At 65.3% G+C, this 17,830-nt stretch carries 17 protein-coding genes; 5 read left to right on the top strand and 12 right to left on the bottom strand.

Annotated features, from left to right (window positions below; all coding sequences use genetic code 11):
• Positions 1 to 4: 4 nt before the first annotated feature.
• From AC2T4A_RS07365 to tkt, 7 genes are all read right to left on the bottom strand, one after another.
• Positions 5 to 775: a class I SAM-dependent methyltransferase gene (locus AC2T4A_RS07365; protein ID WP_478379558.1), complete on the bottom strand. Its 771-nt coding sequence runs from the start codon at positions 773 to 775 to the stop codon at positions 5 to 7.
• Positions 776 to 812: 37 nt separating this feature from the next.
• Positions 813 to 1,232 (bottom strand): hypothetical protein, encoded by a 420-nt coding sequence (locus tag AC2T4A_RS07360; RefSeq protein ID WP_478379570.1) that lies wholly within the window; start codon positions 1,230 to 1,232, stop codon positions 813 to 815.
• A gap of 68 nt (positions 1,233 to 1,300) precedes the next feature.
• A complete protein-coding gene (gene fba / locus AC2T4A_RS07355; protein ID WP_024764154.1) occupies positions 1,301 to 2,365 on the bottom strand; it encodes a class II fructose-bisphosphate aldolase in 1,065 nt (354 codons plus the stop codon).
• A gap of 119 nt (positions 2,366 to 2,484) precedes the next feature.
• Positions 2,485 to 2,820: an MliC family protein gene (locus tag AC2T4A_RS07350; RefSeq protein WP_478379559.1), complete on the bottom strand. Its 336-nt coding sequence runs from the start codon at positions 2,818 to 2,820 to the stop codon at positions 2,485 to 2,487.
• Positions 2,821 to 3,243: 423 nt separating this feature from the next.
• On the bottom strand, positions 3,244 to 4,407 hold the full coding sequence (locus AC2T4A_RS07345; RefSeq protein WP_416750978.1) for a phosphoglycerate kinase: 1,164 nt from the start codon (positions 4,405 to 4,407) through the stop codon (positions 3,244 to 3,246).
• 28 nt (positions 4,408 to 4,435) lie between these two features.
• Positions 4,436 to 5,482, bottom strand: a complete 1,047-nt coding sequence (gene epd, locus AC2T4A_RS07340; RefSeq protein ID WP_478379560.1) for an erythrose-4-phosphate dehydrogenase — start codon at positions 5,480 to 5,482, stop codon at positions 4,436 to 4,438.
• A gap of 92 nt (positions 5,483 to 5,574) precedes the next feature.
• On the bottom strand, positions 5,575 to 7,572 hold the full coding sequence (gene tkt / locus AC2T4A_RS07335; RefSeq protein ID WP_486742996.1) for a transketolase: 1,998 nt from the start codon (positions 7,570 to 7,572) through the stop codon (positions 5,575 to 5,577).
• Between the two features lie 225 nt (positions 7,573 to 7,797).
• Between tkt and AC2T4A_RS07330 the strand changes: the two genes are divergently transcribed.
• The 3 genes from AC2T4A_RS07330 to ligB all read left to right on the top strand — a co-directional run bounded on the left by AC2T4A_RS07330 (position 7,798) and on the right by ligB (position 11,964).
• Entirely contained in the window at positions 7,798 to 8,799 is a 1,002-nt protein-coding gene (locus AC2T4A_RS07330) for an ArsR/SmtB family transcription factor (RefSeq protein ID WP_478379561.1), read from the top strand.
• A 17-nt stretch (positions 8,800 to 8,816) separates the two neighbouring features.
• Positions 8,817 to 10,007: a methionine adenosyltransferase gene (metK, locus tag AC2T4A_RS07325; RefSeq protein ID WP_486742995.1), complete on the top strand. Its 1,191-nt coding sequence runs from the start codon at positions 8,817 to 8,819 to the stop codon at positions 10,005 to 10,007.
• Positions 10,008 to 10,296: 289 nt separating this feature from the next.
• The gene (gene ligB, locus AC2T4A_RS07320; RefSeq protein WP_486742994.1) at positions 10,297 to 11,964 is read left to right on the top strand and encodes an NAD-dependent DNA ligase LigB; all 1,668 of its coding nucleotides are present in this window, start codon (positions 10,297 to 10,299) and stop codon (positions 11,962 to 11,964) included.
• A gap of 5 nt (positions 11,965 to 11,969) precedes the next feature.
• On the opposite strand, the gene AC2T4A_RS07315 is transcribed toward ligB, so the two are convergent.
• On the bottom strand, positions 11,970 to 13,274 hold the full coding sequence (locus AC2T4A_RS07315) for a ferredoxin reductase family protein (protein WP_478379563.1): 1,305 nt from the start codon (positions 13,272 to 13,274) through the stop codon (positions 11,970 to 11,972).
• A 173-nt stretch (positions 13,275 to 13,447) separates the two neighbouring features.
• On the opposite strand from AC2T4A_RS07315, the gene AC2T4A_RS07310 reads away from it, so the two are divergent.
• Positions 13,448 to 14,194 (top strand): metallophosphoesterase, encoded by a 747-nt coding sequence (locus tag AC2T4A_RS07310; RefSeq protein ID WP_416750993.1) that lies wholly within the window; start codon positions 13,448 to 13,450, stop codon positions 14,192 to 14,194.
• Here AC2T4A_RS07310 and AC2T4A_RS07305 read toward each other — a convergent pair.
• Positions 14,191 to 15,159, bottom strand: coding sequence for a CE1 family esterase (locus tag AC2T4A_RS07305; RefSeq protein ID WP_416750995.1), 969 nt, complete (start codon positions 15,157 to 15,159; stop codon positions 14,191 to 14,193). The genes AC2T4A_RS07310 and AC2T4A_RS07305 overlap by 4 nt on opposite strands.
• A 178-nt stretch (positions 15,160 to 15,337) precedes the next feature.
• On the opposite strand from AC2T4A_RS07305, the gene AC2T4A_RS07300 reads away from it, so the two are divergent.
• Complete coding sequence (locus AC2T4A_RS07300) at positions 15,338 to 15,736, top strand: DUF1090 domain-containing protein (protein WP_416750997.1); 399 nt, start codon at positions 15,338 to 15,340, stop codon at positions 15,734 to 15,736.
• A gap of 133 nt (positions 15,737 to 15,869) precedes the next feature.
• Here the strand turns inward: AC2T4A_RS07300 and AC2T4A_RS07295 are convergent, their stop codons facing one another.
• The 3 genes from AC2T4A_RS07295 to AC2T4A_RS07285 form a co-directional block, all read right to left on the bottom strand.
• Positions 15,870 to 16,337 (bottom strand): c-type cytochrome, encoded by a 468-nt coding sequence (locus AC2T4A_RS07295; RefSeq protein WP_486742993.1) that lies wholly within the window; start codon positions 16,335 to 16,337, stop codon positions 15,870 to 15,872.
• A 144-nt stretch (positions 16,338 to 16,481) separates the two neighbouring features.
• Positions 16,482 to 16,868, bottom strand: coding sequence for an MAPEG family protein (locus tag AC2T4A_RS07290; protein ID WP_478379566.1), 387 nt, complete (start codon positions 16,866 to 16,868; stop codon positions 16,482 to 16,484).
• 100 nt (positions 16,869 to 16,968) lie between these two features.
• Positions 16,969 to 17,799 (bottom strand): EamA family transporter, encoded by an 831-nt coding sequence (locus AC2T4A_RS07285; RefSeq protein ID WP_416751003.1) that lies wholly within the window; start codon positions 17,797 to 17,799, stop codon positions 16,969 to 16,971.
• Between the last annotated feature and the right edge of the window lie 31 nt (positions 17,800 to 17,830).

The following is a 17,830-nucleotide window of genomic DNA, read 5'->3' as shown; positions in this document are numbered from 1 at the left end:
CCGATCAGGCCAGCGCGCGGGTGCTGTAGGCCTCAGTGCGATAGGGGAAGGCGACTTCGCTACGCCCCTTCAGCGCAGGGTGTGTGGCGATCAGCTCGCGCAGTTGTTGGGAGACGCGCTGCTTCTGCTCCTCGGGCAGTGCCGCGATGAAGCTCACTGACAGGGTCCGCGCGACAATCACCTGCTCCGGCGGGCCTATGTGCTGGTAGCTGAATTCGCGCAGGCGCAGGTCTTCGAAGCGCGAGCCGGCAAAGGCACGGCGCCATTGCCCGGTGTGAAAGCGCGGCGTACTGCCTTCGTAGCGCTCGAGGATGCGTGTCACCTGGGCGACCCAGTCGACCCGTTCGTCGCGCACGTTCCAGACCAGCCCGAGATGGCCGCCCGGCCGCAGCACGCGATGGATTTCCTCCAGCGCCCGCTCGTCAGCGAACCAGTGGAAGGCCTGGGCGCAGGTCAGCGCATCGACGCTTTCCGCCGCCAGAGGCATCGCCTGGGCCGTGCCGCTGAGTACCTTCACCGTGGGCAGCGACGCGCTGAGCTGCTCACGCATCGCCGCCACTGGCTCGATGGCAGTGACCTGCGCACCGGTGCGCAGCAGCAGCGATGTGAACTTGCCGGTGCCTGCACCAAGGTCGACTACCTCTTTGCCGGCACCAATCTCCAACTCCTCGCCGAGCCAGCCCAACAGCTCGTCGGGATAATCCGGTCGGCCGTGGGCGTAGGCCTTCGCTTCGCGGGAGAAACCCTCCTGCGCACTGCCATGTACATCCGTCATCGTGCCTCCAGAGCCTGCCCGGCCCGAGCACCAGCGCTCAGCGGAGCCGGCAGGCCTTGCCTTCGAGATAACTACGGTAGCAGGCCAGCAGACGAGAAGCCTTGATACGGCAGCCCTTCTGCGAGCAATCGCTGGAAAATTCGAAGCGACCGCCGTCCGGATCAGCCAACTGAATCCGGATCGCGGGCCAGTTGTTCCGCGGCACCTTATCCGGGGTCTTGAGCACGCGGTTGTCGTTTACCACCAGAGGCGCGCCAGCATCGGCATAGGCAAAGACAAACAGCAAGGTGCGCGAAGTCTTCAGCGTGCACTCCTGGTGAGTCAGGCAGTTCTGCGCGTCGGCCGGCAAATCCAGCGGCGGCTTGGGCGGCGGACCGGAGGGGGCGACCGGACGCAATGAACAGCCAGCCAGGAGGATCAACAGCAAAGCGGGAAGCAACGCACGAAACATCCGGATGTTTCCTTCTAGCGGATGCGAAAGAGCCCCGCAGGGCGGGGCTCTTCAGGGACGTACCGGGCTCGAGATCAGTTGACCTTCGACACCAGCTCGCCCTTGGCGTAACGCTGGAACATGCCTTCCAGGGAGATCGGCTTGATCTTGGAGGCATGACCGGCGGTGCCGAAGGCTTCATAGCGAGCGATGCAGATATCCCGCATGGCGACGATGGTCTTGGCAAAGAACTTGCGCGGGTCGAACTCGCTCGGCTGCTCGGCCATCATGCGGCGAATGGCACCGGTGGAAGCCAGGCGCAGGTCGGTGTCGATGTTGACCTTGCGCACGCCGTGCTTGATGCCTTCGACGATTTCCTCGACCGGCACGCCGTAGGTTTCCTTGATGTCACCGCCGAACTCGTTGATCACCTTCAGCCACTCTTGCGGCACCGAGGAAGAGCCGTGCATCACCAGGTGGGTGTTGGGGATGCGCTTGTGGATTTCCTTGATGCGCTCAATGGAAAGCACGTCGCCGGTCGGCGGCTTGGTGAACTTGTAGGCGCCGTGGCTGGTGCCGATGGCGATAGCCAGGGCGTCGACCTGGGTCTTCTTCACGAAGTCAGCGGCTTCTTCAGGGTCGGTCAGCAGCTGGCTGTGGTCCAGCACGCCTTCGGCGCCGACGCCGTCTTCCTCGCCGGCCATGCCGGTTTCCAGGGAGCCCAGGCAGCCCAGTTCACCTTCCACGGACACGCCGCAGGCGTGGGCAAAGGCAACGGTCTGCTGGGTGACGCGGACGTTGTACTCGTAGTCGGCCGGGGTCTTGCCGTCTTCCTTCAGCGAGCCGTCCATCATGACGGAGGAGAAGCCCAGCTGGATGGAGCGCTGGCAGACATCAGGGCTGGTGCCGTGGTCCTGGTGCATGCACACCGGGATGTGCGGGAATTCTTCGATGGCCGCGAGGATCAGGTGGCGCAGGAACGGCGCGCCGGCGTATTTGCGGGCACCGGCGGAGGCCTGCACGATCACCGGGGAATCGGTCTTGTCGGCCGCTTCCATGATGGCGCGCATCTGCTCGAGGTTGTTGACGTTGAAGGCCGGAACGCCGTAGCCGAACTCGGCGGCGTGGTCCAGCATTTGGCGCATGCTGATGAGTGCCATGGTTTTCGCTTCTCCAGAAGTCAGGCTCGGTTGCACGAGCCCCTTAACTACATGTTTGGAAGCCTGCCGCAGGGGCAGGCCGTGTTCAAGTCTTCCAGCACAGGCCGGACAATCGGCGCTCAGCGCGCTTTGCAACCGCGGCCGATCAGGTCGTTGCTCTCGACCCAGTAGACCAGGCCCTGGTCGCCTTTGATGCTCAAGCCGATCAGCCCGTCGCTATAGAAAGCGCCGGAGCCGCCGGGTTCCTCTTCCAGGTGATGCACCACGTCGTCCTCACCCAGCTTCAGGTCGACGACCGACTTGCTGGGATCGACGTAGCGCCACTGTACCTCGGCCTTGCTGTCGCAGACCCAGTGGTTCCAGCCACTCCCCGAAGCGGACTGGCCGCCTGTCGACTGACTGGAGCAGCCCGCCACCAGCGAGAGCGCCAGGGCCGGGACGAGATAACGCAGCATTGGGCGACTCTCCTTCGGACGGACGCGCCGCCGGATATCCAATGCGCCAGATTGCCCGTCCCGCCGCAGGAACGCCAGTGTCGCCTACGCTCAGGCGCGGGCGACACTGTCAGATCGTGATCCCGACCACCGGGGTGCTGCCTCAGGGGCAATTCACCGGCTTCTGGTCAGGAGTCGGATCGCCGCTGCTCTGGCTTTCCACACGCTCGCGGTTCTGGTCAGAAGGCACCATGACCGCGGGCGGGCTCATCACTTCACAGGTACTGGGGGAACCACCGCCACCGGCGCATCCCCCCAGAACCAGGCAAAACGACAACAAGGGCGTGACAGCTCGCATGACCTTTCTCCTTGGCATCCGTACAAGGCTTGTGACCCAGGGATGCCGCAGAGGTTTGCTTTACTGTCGCCCGACAGACACCTGGATCAGGCCTTGGCGCGCTGCTCCAGCACTTCCACGGCCGGCAGGACCTTGCCCTCAACGAACTCGAGGAAGGCACCACCACCGGTGGAAATGTAGGAAATCTGCTCGCCGATGCCGTACTTGTCGATGGCGGCCAGGGTGTCACCACCGCCGGCGATGCTGAAGGCCGAGCCTTCGGCGATAGCCTTGGCCAGGGTCTTGGTGCCTTCACCGAACTGGTCGAACTCGAACACACCGACCGGACCGTTCCACAGGATGGTCTTGGAGGTCTTCAGCAGCTCGGCGAACTGGGCGGCGGTTTTCGGGCCGATGTCCAGGATCATGTCGTCGTCAGCCACGTCAGCGATGTCCTTGACGGTGGCGACGGCGGTCTCGGCGAACTCCTTGGCAACCACGACATCCACCGGCAGCGGTACGCTGACCTTGGCGGCGATAGCCTTGGCGGTGTCGACCAGATCAGCCTCGTACAGCGACTTGCCGACCTTGTGGCCCGCCGCGGCGAGAAAGGTGTTGGCGATGCCGCCGCCAACGATCAGTTGGTCGCAGATCAGCGCCAGGCTGTTCAGCACGTCGAGCTTGGTGGACACCTTGGAGCCGGCGACGATGGCAGCCATCGGGCGGGCCGGATTACCCAGGGCCTTGCCCAGGGCGTCCAGCTCGGCGGCCAGCAGCGGGCCGGCCGCAGCGACCTTGGCGAACTTGGCCACGCCGTGGGTGGAACCCTCGGCGCGGTGGGCGGTGCCGAAGGCGTCCATGACGAACACGTCGCACAGGGCGGCGTATTGCTGGGCCAGTTCGTCGGCGTTCTTCTTCTCGCCCTTGTTGAAGCGCACGTTCTCGAACAGCACGACTTCACCGGCCTTCACTTCGACGCCGCCCAGGTAGTCCTTGACCAGCGGCACGGCGCGACCCAGGGCCTTGGACAGGTAGTCGGCAACCGGCTGCAGGCTGTTCTCTTCGGAGAACTCACCTTCGGTCGGGCGGCCCAGGTGCGAGCAGACCATCACCGCCGCGCCCTTCTCCAGGGCCAGCTTGATGGTCGGCAGCGAGGCCAGGATGCGCGCGTCGCTCTTGACCACACCGTCCTTCACCGGAACGTTGAGGTCTTCGCGGATCAGCACGCGCTTACCTTGGAGGTCGAGGTCGGTCATCTTCAACACGGTCATGACAGTCAGTCCTGTTGGGGCTGTTTGATTAACGTTCGGTAGCGGCGACACGCAGGAAGTGTCCTGCGGTGTCGAGCATGCGGTTGGCGAAACCCCACTCGTTGTCGAACCAGGCCAGCACGTTCACCAGGCGGGGGCCGGAAACGCGGGTCTGGCTGCCATCGACGATGGCCGAGTGCGGGTCGTGATTGAAATCGCAGCTGGCGTGGGGCAGCTCGGTGTACGCCAGCAGGCCTTTCAGCGGGCCTTCGGTGGCGGCCTGGCGCAGCACGCGGTTGATCTCCTCGGCGGACGTATTGCGGGAGACCTGCAGTGTGATGTCCAGGGCCGAGACATTTACCGTCGGCACCCGAATGGCTTTGGCCTGGATTCGCCCGGCGAGTTCCGGCAGCAGGCGCTCGATGCCGCGCGCCAGACCAGTGGACACCGGGATCACCGACTGGAAGGCCGAGCGCGTACGGCGCAGGTCTTCGTGGTGGTAGGCGTCGATCACCGGCTGGTCGTTCATCGCCGAGTGAATGGTGGTGATCGAGACGTACTCGATGCCCACCGCCTCGTTCAGCAGTTTGAGCAGCGGCACACTGCAATTGGTGGTGCAGGAGGCGTTGGAAACCAGCATCTCGGCGCCGGAAAGGCCCTGTTGGTTGATGCCGAAGACCACGGTGGCATCGATGTCCGCCTCGCTGGCCATCGGCTGGGAGAACAGCACCCGCGGCGCGCCGGCCGCGAGGAAGCGCTCCCCGTCGGCGCGAGTGTTGTAGACACCGGAGCATTCCAGCACCAGGTCGACGTCCAGGGCGCGCCAGTCGATGGCCTCGGGTTCGGCTTCGCGGAACACCTTCACGCAGTCGCCACCGACATGCAGGCAGCCGTCGGCGACGCTCACCTCGCCGGGGAAGCGGCCGTGGGTGGAGTCGAAGCGGGTCAGGTATTCCAGGCTGGCCAGGTCCGCCAGGTCGTTCAGCGCGACGATGGAGAAATCAGCATTGGCGCCGCGTTCGTGCAGGGCACGGAATACGCAGCGACCGATCCGGCCGTAGCCATTGAGGGCAACTCGGTAAGGGCGCTTGGACATTGTTATCCCTTGGTGATCTTCATAGGAGCGGGCCTGCCCGTGAGTCGAGCGAAGCGGTTCGCGAGCAAGCTCGCTCCTACAATGAAGCCTCGTCAGGCTTCGAGCAGCTCGGCGGCGACTTCCAGCACGTTCTCGACGGTGAAGCCGAAGTGCTCGAACAGCGCCGGAGCCGGGGCCGACTCACCGAAGGTGGTCATGCCGATCACGCGGCCTTCCAGGCCCACGTACTTGTACCAGTAGTCGGCGTGGGCGGCTTCGATGGCGATGCGCGCGCCAACCTGTACCGGCAGCACGGCCTGCTTGTAGCCGGCATCCTGCTGGTCGAAGACGCTGGTGGACGGCATGGAGACCACGCGCACCTTGCGACCTTCGGCGCTGAGCTCGTCGAAGGCCTGGACGGCCAGACCGACTTCGGAGCCGGTGGCGATCAGGATCAGTTCCGGCTCGCCATCGCAGTCCTTCAGCACGTAGGCGCCACGGGCCACGTCGGCCAGTTGGGCGGCGTCGCGCGGCTGGTGCGGCAGGTTCTGGCGGCTGAAGATCAGTGCCGACGGGCCGTCGGCGCGCTCGATGGCGTACTTCCAGGCCACCGCGGATTCCACGGCATCCGCCGGGCGCCAGGTGTCCAGGTTCGGGGTCAGGCGCAGGCTGGCCAGTTGTTCGATCGGCTGGTGGGTCGGGCCGTCTTCGCCCAGACCGATGGAGTCGTGGGTGAACACGTACAGCACGCGCTGCTTCATCAGGGCGGACATGCGCACCGCGTTGCGGGCGTATTCCATGAAGATCAGGAAGGTTGCGCCGTAGGGGATGAAACCGCCGTGCAGGGCCACGCCGTTCATGATGGCGCTCATGCCGAACTCGCGCACACCGTAGAACAGGTAGTTGCCGTTGGCGTCATCGGCGCTCACTCCCTTGCAGCCTTTCCACAGGGTCAGGTTGGAACCGGCGAGGTCGGCGGAGCCGCCGAGCAGTTCCGGCAGCAGCGGGCCGAAGGCGTTCAGGGCATTCTGGCTGGCCTTGCGGCTGGCGATGGTCTCGCCTTTCAGCGCGACGTCGGCGACGTAGGCAGCGGCCTTCTCGGCGAAGTCGGCCGGCAGTTCACCGGCAACACGGCGCTCGAACTCGGCGGCCAGTTCCGGATGCGCGGCCTGGTAGGCGGCGAAGCGCTTGTTCCACTCGGCTTCGCGGGTGGCGCCGTTGTCCTTCGCGCTCCACTCGGCGTAGATGTCCGCCGGGATTTCGAACGGAGCGTGGTTCCAGCCCAGCGCGGCGCGGGTGGCGGCCACTTCGTCGACGCCCAGCGCGGCGCCGTGGCTTTCTTCCTTGCCCTGCTTGTTAGGCGAGCCGAAGCCGATGATGGTCTTGCAGCAGATCAGGGTCGGCGCGTCGCTCTTGCGGGCGGTGTCGATGGCGGTCTTGATCTCGTCGGCGTCATGACCGTCGACGTTGCGGATCACCTGCCAGCCGTACGCTTCGAAACGTTTCGGGGTGTCGTCGGTGAACCAGCCGTGGACTTCGCCATCGATGGAGATGCCGTTGTCGTCGTAGAAGGCGATCAGCTTGTTCAGGCGCAGGGTGCCGGCCAGCGAGGCGACTTCATGGGAGATGCCCTCCATCATGCAGCCGTCGCCCAGGAAGGCGTAGGTGTAGTGGTCGACGATGCTGTGGCCGTCGCGGTTGAACTGCGCAGCCAGCACCTTCTCGGCCAGCGCCATGCCCACGGCGTTGGCAATGCCCTGGCCCAGCGGGCCGGTGGTGGTCTCGACGCCGGCGGTGTAGCCGTACTCCGGGTGGCCCGGGGTGCGCGAGTGCATCTGGCGGAAGTTCTTCAGGTCATCGACAGTGACGTCGTAGCCGGTGAGGTGCAGCAGCGAGTAGATCAGCATCGAGCCGTGGCCGTTGGACAGCACGAAGCGGTCGCGGTCGGCCCACTGCGGGTTGCTCGGGTTGTGCTTGAGGTAGTCGCGCCAGAGGACTTCGGCGATATCCGCCATGCCCATGGGGGCGCCAGGATGGCCGCTGTTGGCTTTCTGCACGGCATCCATGCTCAGTGCGCGGATGGCGTTGGCTCGCTCACGACGGCTGGGCATCGCTGAATCTCCTGCGGGGGCTGCTTCGAAAGATCGAAGGGAATGAAAAAAGGCCGGTATTTTCGCCCAGCCTGGCCCTGCGGGGCAATGACAGATCGGCAGATGCCTGATGCAAGGCACGCGCTTGGGTGGTGCAACTGGTCAAAAACCACTCATCAGCCAATATCAAAACTTTTTGATACAGCTATTGATCGCCCTGAAAGCCGCGACTAGACTGCCCGACCTATGAGTCTGCGCCTGCCCGAAATCCGCCACGACGATTGCGACCAGCTGGCTGCCCTGTGCAAGGCCGGCGGCGATCCGCTGCGGCTGAACGTCCTGCGGGTGCTGGCCAACGATTCGTTCGGCGTGCTGGAGCTGGCGCATATCTTCGGCGTGCGCCAGTCGGGCATGAGTCACCACCTCAAGGTGCTGGCCCAGGCCGGCCTGGTCGCTACGCGCCGCGAAGGCAACGCGATCTTCTATCGCCGCGCCCTGCCCCAGGGCGAAAGCCTGGGTGGCACGCTGCACGGGGCGTTGCTCGAAGAGGTCGACGAGCTGGCGCTGGCCGATGACGTCAGCGCCCGCATCGATGGCGTGCATGCCCAGCGTGCCGCCGTGAGCCGCGACTACTTCGCCCGCAGTGCGGAGAAGTTCCAGGCGACCCAGGACCTGATCGCAGGACTGCCGCAATACCGCGAAAGCGTGCTGGCGCTGCTCGATGCACTGAGCTTCGCCCCCGGTGCCACGGCGCTGGAAGTCGGCCCCGGCGACGGTGGTTTCCTCCCCGAGCTGGCCCGACGTTTCGATCAGGTCACGGCGCTGGACAACAGCGAGACCATGCTCGACATGGCGCGGCAACGTTGCGCCAGCGAAGGCTTGAACAATGTCCGGCTGCGGCTGGGCGACGCCCTGCAGGATGTCGGAGACGCGGCGGACTGCGTGGTATTGAACATGGTGCTGCACCACTTCGCCGCACCAGCGGAGGCCGTTAAGCAGCTGGCGCACCTGGTGAAACCCGGTGGCAGCCTGCTGGTGACCGAACTCTGCAGCCACGACCAGAGCTGGGCCCGCGAGGCCTGCGGCGATCTGTGGCTGGGTTTCGAACAGGAAGACCTGGCCCGCTGGGCCGACGCCGCCGGGCTCGCGTCCGGCGAAAGTGTGTACATCGGTTTACGTAATGGCTTTCAGATCCAGGTGCGGCACTTCGCCAAGCCGGATTCGCGAAGCGTCCTCACCCACCGGTAAATGATAGGAACCGTTAGATGAGCGAATACTCTGTTTTCACCTCTGAGTCCGTCTCCGAAGGCCATCCCGACAAGATCGCGGACCAGATCTCCGATGCGGTGCTCGACGCCATCATCGCCAAGGACAAATACGCCCGCGTGGCCTGCGAAACCCTGGTGAAGACCGGTGTCGCGATCATCGCCGGTGAAGTCACCACCTCCGCCTGGGTCGACCTGGAAGATCTGGTGCGCAAGGTCATCATCGACATCGGCTATAACAGCTCCGACGTCGGCTTCGACGGCGCTACCTGCGGCGTGCTGAACATCATCGGCAAGCAGTCGGTGGACATCAACCAGGGTGTCGACCGCGCCAAGCCGGAAGACCAGGGTGCTGGCGACCAGGGCCTGATGTTCGGCTACGCCAGCAACGAAACCGACGTGCTGATGCCCGCGCCGATCTGCTTCTCCCACCGTCTGGTGGAGCGCCAGGCCGAGGCCCGCAAGTCCGGCCTGCTGCCGTGGCTGCGCCCGGACGCCAAGTCCCAGGTCACCTGCCGCTACGAGAACGGCAAGGTCGTCGGCATCGACGCCATCGTTCTGTCCACCCAGCACAACCCGGAAGTCAGCTACAAGGACCTGCGCGAAGGCGTGATGGAGCTGATCATCAAGCAGGTGCTGCCGGCCGAGCTGCTGCACAAGGACACCCAGTTCCACATCAACCCGACCGGCAACTTCGTCATCGGTGGCCCGGTGGGTGACTGCGGTCTGACCGGCCGCAAGATCATCGTCGACTCCTACGGCGGCATGGCCCGTCACGGCGGCGGCGCGTTCTCCGGCAAGGATCCGTCCAAGGTCGACCGTTCCGCTGCCTACGCCGGCCGCTACGTCGCCAAGAACATCGTTGCCGCCGGCCTGGCCGAGCGTTGCGAGATCCAGGTGTCCTACGCCATCGGAGTGGCCCAGCCGACCTCCATCTCGATCAACACCTTCGGCACCGGCAAGATCAGCGATGAGAAGATCATCCAGCTGGTCCGCGAGCACTTCGACCTGCGTCCGTACGCGATCACCAAGATGCTCGACCTGCTGCACCCGATGTACCAGCCGACCGCGGCCTACGGCCACTTCGGTCGCAACCCGTTCGAAATGACCTACGACGGTGACACCTTCACCGCCTTCACCTGGGAGCGCACCGACAAGGCCGCCGCCCTGCGTGACGCCGCCGGCCTGTAAGACCGGTAGTAGGAAAAAAGCCCCGCCTCGGCGGGGCTTTTTCATTTCCGGAGGCTTTTGTAGGAGCGAGCTTGCTGGCGAACAGATTCGGCACCGGAGCTGAAAGGCTCGCGAGCAAGCTCGCTCCTACAGGCCGATGCTCCCGAAACGGCGCCAGACTGCGATCCATTGCCCCTCTCGACTGCCGCCTTCCGACCCATCACAGCGAACAATCCGCAACGTCGATCAGCATCCCTCACCAGCAAGCCCCTCTAGGCTGACGAGCGCCCCCGCAGCACGGACCTTCGCCATGTCGCGCCTGATTCTCGTCGTACTGTTTTGCCTGCCGCTGGCCGTGCTCGCGTGTCCGCCGTGGACGCCCGAACGGGCCACCAGCGAGCTGCGCACCCTGCAGACCCAACTCGCGCAGTGGGATGACGCCTACCACCGTGAAGGAAAATCCCCGGTCGCCGACGAACTCTACGACCAGGCACGCGAACGCTTGCAATTGTGGCAAGCCTGTTTCCCGCAAGTGCTGGCCATCCCCGCGTCACCGCTGGCCAGTAGCGCCGGGGAAGTCCGTCACCCTGTCGCCCACACCGGGCTCGACAAGCTGTCCGATGCCCAAGCCGTGGGCGAATGGCTGGCCCACCGCAGCGATCTGTGGGTGCAGCCGAAAGTGGATGGCGTGGCCGTGAGCCTTGTCTATCAGGATGGCCGGCTCATCCGGGCGATCAGTCGCGGCGATGGCACCGCAGGCCAGGACTGGACGGCCAACGCCCGGAAGATTGCCGCCATTCCCCCAACGCTACCCGACGCGTCCGGGCGTTTGGTGCTGCAAGGCGAGCTCTACTGGCGCCTGCCGGAGCACGTGCAGGCGCAACAGGGTGGACTGGGCGCGCGCGGCAAGGTCGCGGGGCTGATGGCGCGCAACGAGCTCGGCGATGAAGGGGCGCAGATCGGGTTGTTCGTCTGGGAACTGCCGGATGGCCCACTGGAAATGCCCGAACGACTGCAACGCCTGAGGCAACTGGGCTTCAACGATAGCGCCGAGCTGACCGAAGCAGTGACCGACCTGAGCGAAATCGAAACGTGGCGCGAGCGCTGGTATCGCCAGCCGCTGCCCTTCGCCAGCGATGGCATCGTCATCCGCCAGGGCCGGCGGCCGTCGGGTAAGGCCTGGAGCGCACAGGCGCCCGGCTGGGCGGTGGCATGGAAGTATCCGCATCAGCAGGCGCTGGCCGAAGTTCATCGCGTGGCATTCAAGGTCGGCCGCAGCGGGCGGGTGACCCCCGTGCTGTACCTGGCCCCTGTGGAGCTGGATGGAAGGACCATCCAGCGCGTCGGCGTTGGCTCGCTCAAGCGTTGGCGCAGCCTGGACATCCGCCCCGGCGATCAGGTCGCTATCGCCCTGGCCGGGCTGACCATCCCGCGCCTGGACGGCGTGGTCTGGCGCTCACCGAACCGGTCCGAGGTCGATGCCCCCACGGACGGGCAGTACGACGCCCTCTCCTGCTGGCGGCCTACGGCGGGCTGCGAGGAGCAATTTCTCGCCCGCCTGGAATGGCTCGGCGGCAAGAACGGGCTTGCACTCTCCGGCGTTGGCCCAGGCACCTGGCGGCGCCTGCAGGAGGCTGGACTGCTGAGCGGGATGCTCGGCTGGATGACACTGACACCGGAACAATTGAGCCAGGTTCCCGGCCTGGGCGAGCGCAGCGCTGCCAGTCTCCACCAACAGTTTCAACAGGCTCGCGAGCGCTCGTTTGCTGCCTGGTTGCGCGCTCTGGGCGCACCTTCCACCAAAACCCTTCCAGCGGGAGAAACCTGGGCCGCGCTCGCCGCCCGAAGCGCGCAGCAATGGCAGGAGCAACCCGGCATCGGCAAGGTGCGTGCGGCGCAATGGGTCGCCTTTTTCCAGGCGCCGGAGGTCGTGCAACTGCGCGAGCGGTTGCACGACCTCGGCGTCGCCGGCTTCTGAGCGCATCAGCGCATCTGGAAGGCTTCCTGATGGAAGCGCCCGCTCGGCATGCCCTGGCGACGCAAGTCACGGCGCAGCAGCTCAGCCAGCGCCTGCGGGCCGCAGAACCAGACACTCGGCCAACGCCCCTGCGCACTGGGCTGCAGGCCCAGGTCGGACGCCTGCAGGTAGCCTTCGCTCTCGCTGTAATGCACGCGCAGATCGATACGCGGCAACTTCGCGCACAACTCGCGCAGGCGCCCGGCGTAAATTGCATCGGACGGTGAGCGCACACAGTACAGCAGCGTCACTTCCGGGCAGTCATCCGGCCGCGCCTGCAACGACTCGAGCCAGGACAGGAACGGCGTGATGCCGATACCGCCGGCGATCCAGACCTGCCGTTCCCCCTTGTCGCGGCGGAAGTCGAAGCGCCCGTAGGGCCCTTCCACCTTCACCGGATCACCGATTTTCAGGCTGTCCTGAAGGCGCTGGGTGTAGTCCCCTAGTGCCTTGATGCTGAAGCGCACCTCGCCGTTACCCTGGTCGCCACTGGAAAGGGTGAAGGGATGCTGCCCTTCGAGTCGATCACAGGTGAGGAAGGCGAACTGGCCAGCGCGATGCTGCCAGCGACCCTGCAACTTGCAGGTCACTTCCAGCATGCGTTCGCCGGGGCGCTCAATTGCAACCACGACACCCTCATGGGTGCGCCGGCGACCGATCTGCCCGGTCAGCGACCAGAGTGCACACAGGCTGCCCACCGCGGCGCAGAGCGCCACCAGCCAGCCGACCGGCTGCGCCCAGTAACCCGCCGGCGCCAGCACCACGCCATGGAAGGCGAGCACCAGGTAAACCACCGCAAGGGTTTTGTGAACGTAACGCCACAGGTGATACGGGAAGCGTTGCCAGAGGGTGATGACCAGCATCGCCGCCAGCAGCCAAGCCGACCACTCGCCCAGGTCCTTGGCCGAACCGCGGAACGCGTCGAGGAAGGTTTCCACCCGCGGCCCCTTGGCCGGCTTGGCGATGAACTCGGCGAGCAGCGGCCCGCCCAGCTCCATCAGGTAATGCAGCAGGCCCAGCACAATGGCCAGGATGCCCGCCCATTTGTGTGCGCGGTACATGCGGTCGAGGCCGTCGAGGGGCTTTTCCAGCCAGACCGGGCGCACGGCCAGCAGCATGATCAGCGACATCAACGCGAAGGATGCGACGCCGGTGAAGAGAATGGCCTGCTTGCGCACGACCCAGATATCCAGCGTTGCCGGTGGGTCGACGAACAACGCCAACCCGAAGGTGGCCGCTACGGCCAAGAGTACGATCCAGATCAGTTTCATGAGTCCTCCTTGGGGCGCCAAAGCAGCGAGCCCAGACGGGAAGCTGAAGGAAACTTCTGAATCATCCCTTAATTTCGAAGGGTCTTTAGGCCGCCATCAGCAATGCCATGACCCATGTCAAATGCATCGTCCTTCGTTATGCTCGGCACATTCCTACAGACCAGTTATTTGCCATGCGCCTGCGAGTGCTTTCCGACCTGCACCACGAATACTTCCCCAACGGCCACCGCGAATTGCCGTATGCCGCTGCGGATGTCGTCGTGCTGGCCGGCGACATTCACGAGCACCTGCAAGGCCTGCACTGGGCGCGCGAGGAGTTCCCGGACAGCGAGATCATCTACGTTGCCGGCAATCATGAGTTCTACCACTCCGATCTGCCCGAGCTGACCCAGGCCATGCGCAATCTGGCCCAGGCGCTGGATATCCATTTCCTCGAGAAGGATGCCGTGGTCCTGGGCGGCGTGCGCTTCCTCGGCACCACGCTGTGGACGGATTTCCAGCTCTATGGCGAGCGCGCATCGGAGCTGGCCTGTGAGCAGGCGCAGTTGCTGATGCCCGACTTCAACACGGTGGATTACTTTACCCAGCCCTTTACACCGGACATGAGTCGCGAGCTGTGTGGCGCCAGCTGCGAATGGCTGGACGCGGAGCTGGCCCACCCCTTCGCGGGCCCGACGGTGGTGGTGACGCACCATGCGCCCAGCGCCCGCTCTATTCCCTCGCACTATGTCGGCGATGCCCTGTCACCTGCCTTCGCCTCGAACCTGGAAGGCCTGGCCGAGCGCTGCGACCTGTGGATTCACGGGCACGTCCATGAGTGCCTTGACTACCGCATCGGCAAGGCGCGGATCATCGCCAACCCAGGCGCCTATCCCGGCGAGGACAGTGGATTCGACCCCTGCCGGGTGATCCAGCTTTAAGGCGACAGCTCGCTGAAGAAACGCCAGATTTCAGCGGGCCCATCCAATTGCGGGTCGACCTGACCGAGCAGACGCGGCGGCCGGTACAACGGCTGCGAGATCAGGTGTCCGCCGCCAAACACCGTCACCAGCTCCACCGCTGGCCCGCCGGAGGCAGCCCAGCGCTGCCGCTGCGTCCACACCGGCCCCGGCTGGGTCAGCTTGTCTACCTGCGGCTCACCGTCCTGGCCATTGCGCCTGGCCAGCGCCAGCGCAGACTCCTCAGCGGAGAGGACGTTGCCGCGATCGCCGAAGCCGAACAGGGTCACCCGGCCGCCCGCGTAGGGATTGATCGGGTCGCGCGTGCCGTTCATCAACAGCGCAGCCTTGGGCTGCTCGGCCGGGCGGCAGGCATTGTTGTCAGGGCTGGGCAGGCTGGCGGCCACGGCGGCGACGCCTTCGACCTTGTCCGGGGCTTCGGCAGCCATGCGCAGGGCCATCTGGCCACCGTTGGAGTAGCCGGTAACGAACACCCGTGCGGGGTCTACTCCGCGCTCGCGTTGCAGGCGTTCGATCATGTCCGAGAGGAAGCCGACATCGTCGATATTCAGACGCCGTGCGCTGTAGGAAGCGACCCGCCGGCAGTCATTCCAGTGCCCCTCGAAACCATCGGGGTAGAGCACCAGGAAGCCGTCGCGATCGGCCAGGGCGTCGAAGCGGTAACCGCTGTCGCGGCGCATGCGCTCACCATTGCTCTGCGAGCTGTGCAGCACCACCAGCAGCGCCGGGTGCTCGGCGAGTTTCTGCGGGACATACAGCACGTAGCTACGCCGCCGCTCGCCCTGGCGCACCGAGGCATCTTCGCTGCTGCCACTCAGCTGCGGCCGCTGCGTGAGCTCGCCGGGCACATACCACCAGCCGCCCACCAGCAGTAGGAGCACCAACAGCGCGATGAGTGCCTGCACGATACGTATCGCCACCCGCATACCGCTTCTCCTTGCCCGCCCGGCGAGCCTTGCGAGTCCCGGCCCTGTCCTGCTGCACCTGTCCTGATGCCGGTGTTCCGAGGCAATTGTCCTGAGGCAGCCTCTGGTCCTCCCGTCCATGGCACACTCTAGCCGTTGACTCCGACGTCATAGTGTTTGGTAACCAAGGAATCCAAAAATGTTCCGAAGCTCTGCCCTGATGGCCGCCGTTCTCGCCTTTGGCTGCGCAACTCCGCTGTTTGCCGCCGAGGCCGCGATGCAACCGCTGACCGGCTGCGCCGCCAAGCGCGCCGCCATCGAAACCCAGCTCGAACAGGCCAAGGCCCAGGGCAACGGCAATCGCGTCGCCGGCCTGCAGACCGCCCTGGAGAAGGTGAAGACTTACTGCACCGACGCCAGCCTCACGCAGGAGCGCAAGCAGAACGTGCTGGATGCCGAGAAGGAAGTCGCCCAGCGCGAGAAGGACCTGCGCAAGGCGATGAACAAGGGCGACGCGGAGAAGATCGAGAAGCGCAAGGACAAGCTGGCCGAGGCCCGCGCCGAACTGGAGCAGGCCAAGCGCGAGCTGGAGGAGTAAAGACCCTGCTTCGCGGATCGCGCTGACTGTAGGAGCGAGCTTGCTCGCGAAGCGCTTTGCAGCAAGGCCTTAGCAGGACCGCAAACGGGCCTGCCATGTTCGCGAGCAAGCTCGCTCCTACGAAAAGCGTCTGTCAGAGCGCGCGGAATTTCTTGTGGCAGGCTTCGCAGGCATCTTCCACCGCAGCGAAGTCCTTGCGCACGCCCTCAGGCGTCGGCACAGCGTTGCGGGTGTTTTCGCCCAGCGCGCGGACGGCCTGCTCGAACGTCTTGGCGTCGGCCTGGAACTCCAGCTGGCGCTGCCAGATTTCCGCCTTGGCGCGGGTGTCGTCGCTTTCCACCTGGTCCGCCGGCGGCTGGGTGGCGGGGAAGTACTGCCAGGGCTTGTCGGCCAGTTCACCGAGCTTGGTCGAGTTCGCACGGAACTTGTCCGCATCGAACGGAATACGGCCGCGCAGCATGCCGCCCATGTCCTCGCTGGTCTTGAGCATTTCCTTGAACACCGCCTGGCGCTTGTACTCCGGCGAGTTGGGGTCCTGGCGATGGCAGCCGGCGAGCGCCGTGCCGGCAAGCAGCAGAACGAGCAGGGTCTTCAACTTCATGGGGAACTCTTGTAGGACGGCTGGACACGGAAGCGCCGGATTATCCGCCCCGTTCCCCGAATGATCCAGACCGCGCGCCGGTCGCTGCGGCCATCCGCCGCAGCGCCACGCCGTTCGTTCAGCTGCGGTTCAGGTGGGCTCGGGTCAGGCCGAAACGACGAAGATCGCGATGATCAGCCCCATCCCAAGGAACCACGCCAGCGAGCGCAGCAGCGCCAGGTCGGCGATGTAGAAGATCAGGTAGAGCAGCCGGCTGGTGACCCAGGCGATGGCCAGGCGGTCGATAGTGGCGGGATCGGCGTTATTCACCAGGTAGGCGATGATCACCGCAGCGGCGAAGGCCGGGGTGACCTCGAAGCTGTTCATCTGGAAGGCGTTGGCGCGCTTGCGGTAGCCCTCCAGGGTGGCGAGGAAGGTGCGCGGGTCGTGGTTCTGCCGGGGGCCGAAGCCGCCGCCGGTGAACTTGGCGATGCTGGTGCCGACGTAGGGCAGGAAGATCGCGATCAGGACGCACCAGAAGGCAATGGGCATGGAGAAAGTCTCGTCGTGGGGAAAGCCCGCAGCTTAGGCCATGGCCGCACGCGGCGTCCTTGACCGGCTTGGCGGCGTGCGCCGTAGCCGGAGCCAATCCTCAGAGCTTCATCACCAGCATGCCCGCCAGTACCAGGCTGCACGCGGCCAGGCGCGGCAGGCCGAAGGGTTCCTTGAGAAAGCGCATGCCGAACAACACCACCAGCAACACGCTGGTTTCACGCAGCGCGGCGGCCTCGGCGATGGAACCCAATTGCATGGCCCAGAGCACCAGCCCGTAGCTGAGCAGCACGCAGAAGCCAACACTCAGGCCCAGCTTCCAGTCATTGATCCAGAACTTGGCGAAGGCCCGCGTCCGGCCAAACAACGCCAGCAACGGAAACGGCAAGCCGGAGAGCAGCGAGAGCCAGACCAGGTAGTCCAGGGGCTTGGGCCAGAGCTTCAGCGCGTTGCCGTCGGTCCAGGTGTAGCTGCCGATGCACAGGCCCATCAGCAGCACGGTGGGATAGGCGATCCAGGGCAGCTTCGAGCCACCGCCGCCCTTGAGCAGGAACAGCATGCCGACCGGGATCAGCAGGATGCCGAGGATCTGCTTGTCGGTCAGATGCTCGCCGCCGAAGTAGAGAGTCAGCGCCAGGACCACCAGCGGCGACAGCCCGCGCATCAGCGGGTAGACCAGCCCCAGGTCGCCGACCTTGTAGGCCTGGATCAGCAGCACGCGGTAGACCAGCTGCAATGACACGGCGGCCAGCAGCCAGGGCCAGACCTCGGCCGGGGGAATCTCGATCCAGGGCAGCAGGACCAGCGCGGCGGCCAGGCCAACCATGTCCATGCAGGCGACCACCAGCAGGCGGTCATTGCTGAATTTGACGAGGGTGTTCCAGGTGGCGTGCAGCAGGGCGGCCAGCAGCACCAGGGTAGTGGCGAGCACGAAAGCGAACTCCTGGTATAGACCAGGAAGA

The sequence above is a fragment of the Pseudomonas sp. PVC-3-1 genome, assembly GCF_057444315.1.
Note: the sequence above shows the minus strand (reverse complement) of the source record. Positions and strands in the feature narration are given on the sequence as shown.

Coding starts and splice junctions, on each gene's coding strand:
- AC2T4A_RS07365 (WP_478379558.1), bottom strand. CDS start 775: ATGACGGATGTACATGGCAGTGCGCAGGAGGGTTTCTCCCGCGAAGCG.
- fba (WP_024764154.1), bottom strand. CDS start 2,365: ATGGCACTCATCAGCATGCGCCAAATGCTGGACCACGCCGCCGAGTTC.
- AC2T4A_RS07350 (WP_478379559.1), bottom strand. CDS start 2,820: ATGCTGCGTTATCTCGTCCCGGCCCTGGCGCTCTCGCTGGTGGCGGGC.
- AC2T4A_RS07345 (WP_416750978.1), bottom strand. CDS start 4,407: ATGACCGTGTTGAAGATGACCGACCTCGACCTCCAAGGTAAGCGCGTG.
- epd (WP_478379560.1), bottom strand. CDS start 5,482: ATGTCCAAGCGCCCTTACCGAGTTGCCCTCAATGGCTACGGCCGGATC.
- tkt (WP_486742996.1), bottom strand. CDS start 7,572: ATGCCCAGCCGTCGTGAGCGAGCCAACGCCATCCGCGCACTGAGCATG.
- AC2T4A_RS07330 (WP_478379561.1), top strand. CDS start 7,798: ATGAGTCTGCGCCTGCCCGAAATCCGCCACGACGATTGCGACCAGCTG.
- metK (WP_486742995.1), top strand. CDS start 8,817: ATGAGCGAATACTCTGTTTTCACCTCTGAGTCCGTCTCCGAAGGCCAT.
- ligB (WP_486742994.1), top strand. CDS start 10,297: ATGTCGCGCCTGATTCTCGTCGTACTGTTTTGCCTGCCGCTGGCCGTG.
- AC2T4A_RS07315 (WP_478379563.1), bottom strand. CDS start 13,274: ATGAAACTGATCTGGATCGTACTCTTGGCCGTAGCGGCCACCTTCGGG.
- AC2T4A_RS07310 (WP_416750993.1), top strand. CDS start 13,448: ATGCGCCTGCGAGTGCTTTCCGACCTGCACCACGAATACTTCCCCAAC.
- AC2T4A_RS07305 (WP_416750995.1), bottom strand. CDS start 15,159: ATGCGGGTGGCGATACGTATCGTGCAGGCACTCATCGCGCTGTTGGTG.
- AC2T4A_RS07300 (WP_416750997.1), top strand. CDS start 15,338: ATGTTCCGAAGCTCTGCCCTGATGGCCGCCGTTCTCGCCTTTGGCTGC.
- AC2T4A_RS07295 (WP_486742993.1), bottom strand. CDS start 16,337: ATGAAGTTGAAGACCCTGCTCGTTCTGCTGCTTGCCGGCACGGCGCTC.
- AC2T4A_RS07290 (WP_478379566.1), bottom strand. CDS start 16,868: ATGCCCATTGCCTTCTGGTGCGTCCTGATCGCGATCTTCCTGCCCTAC.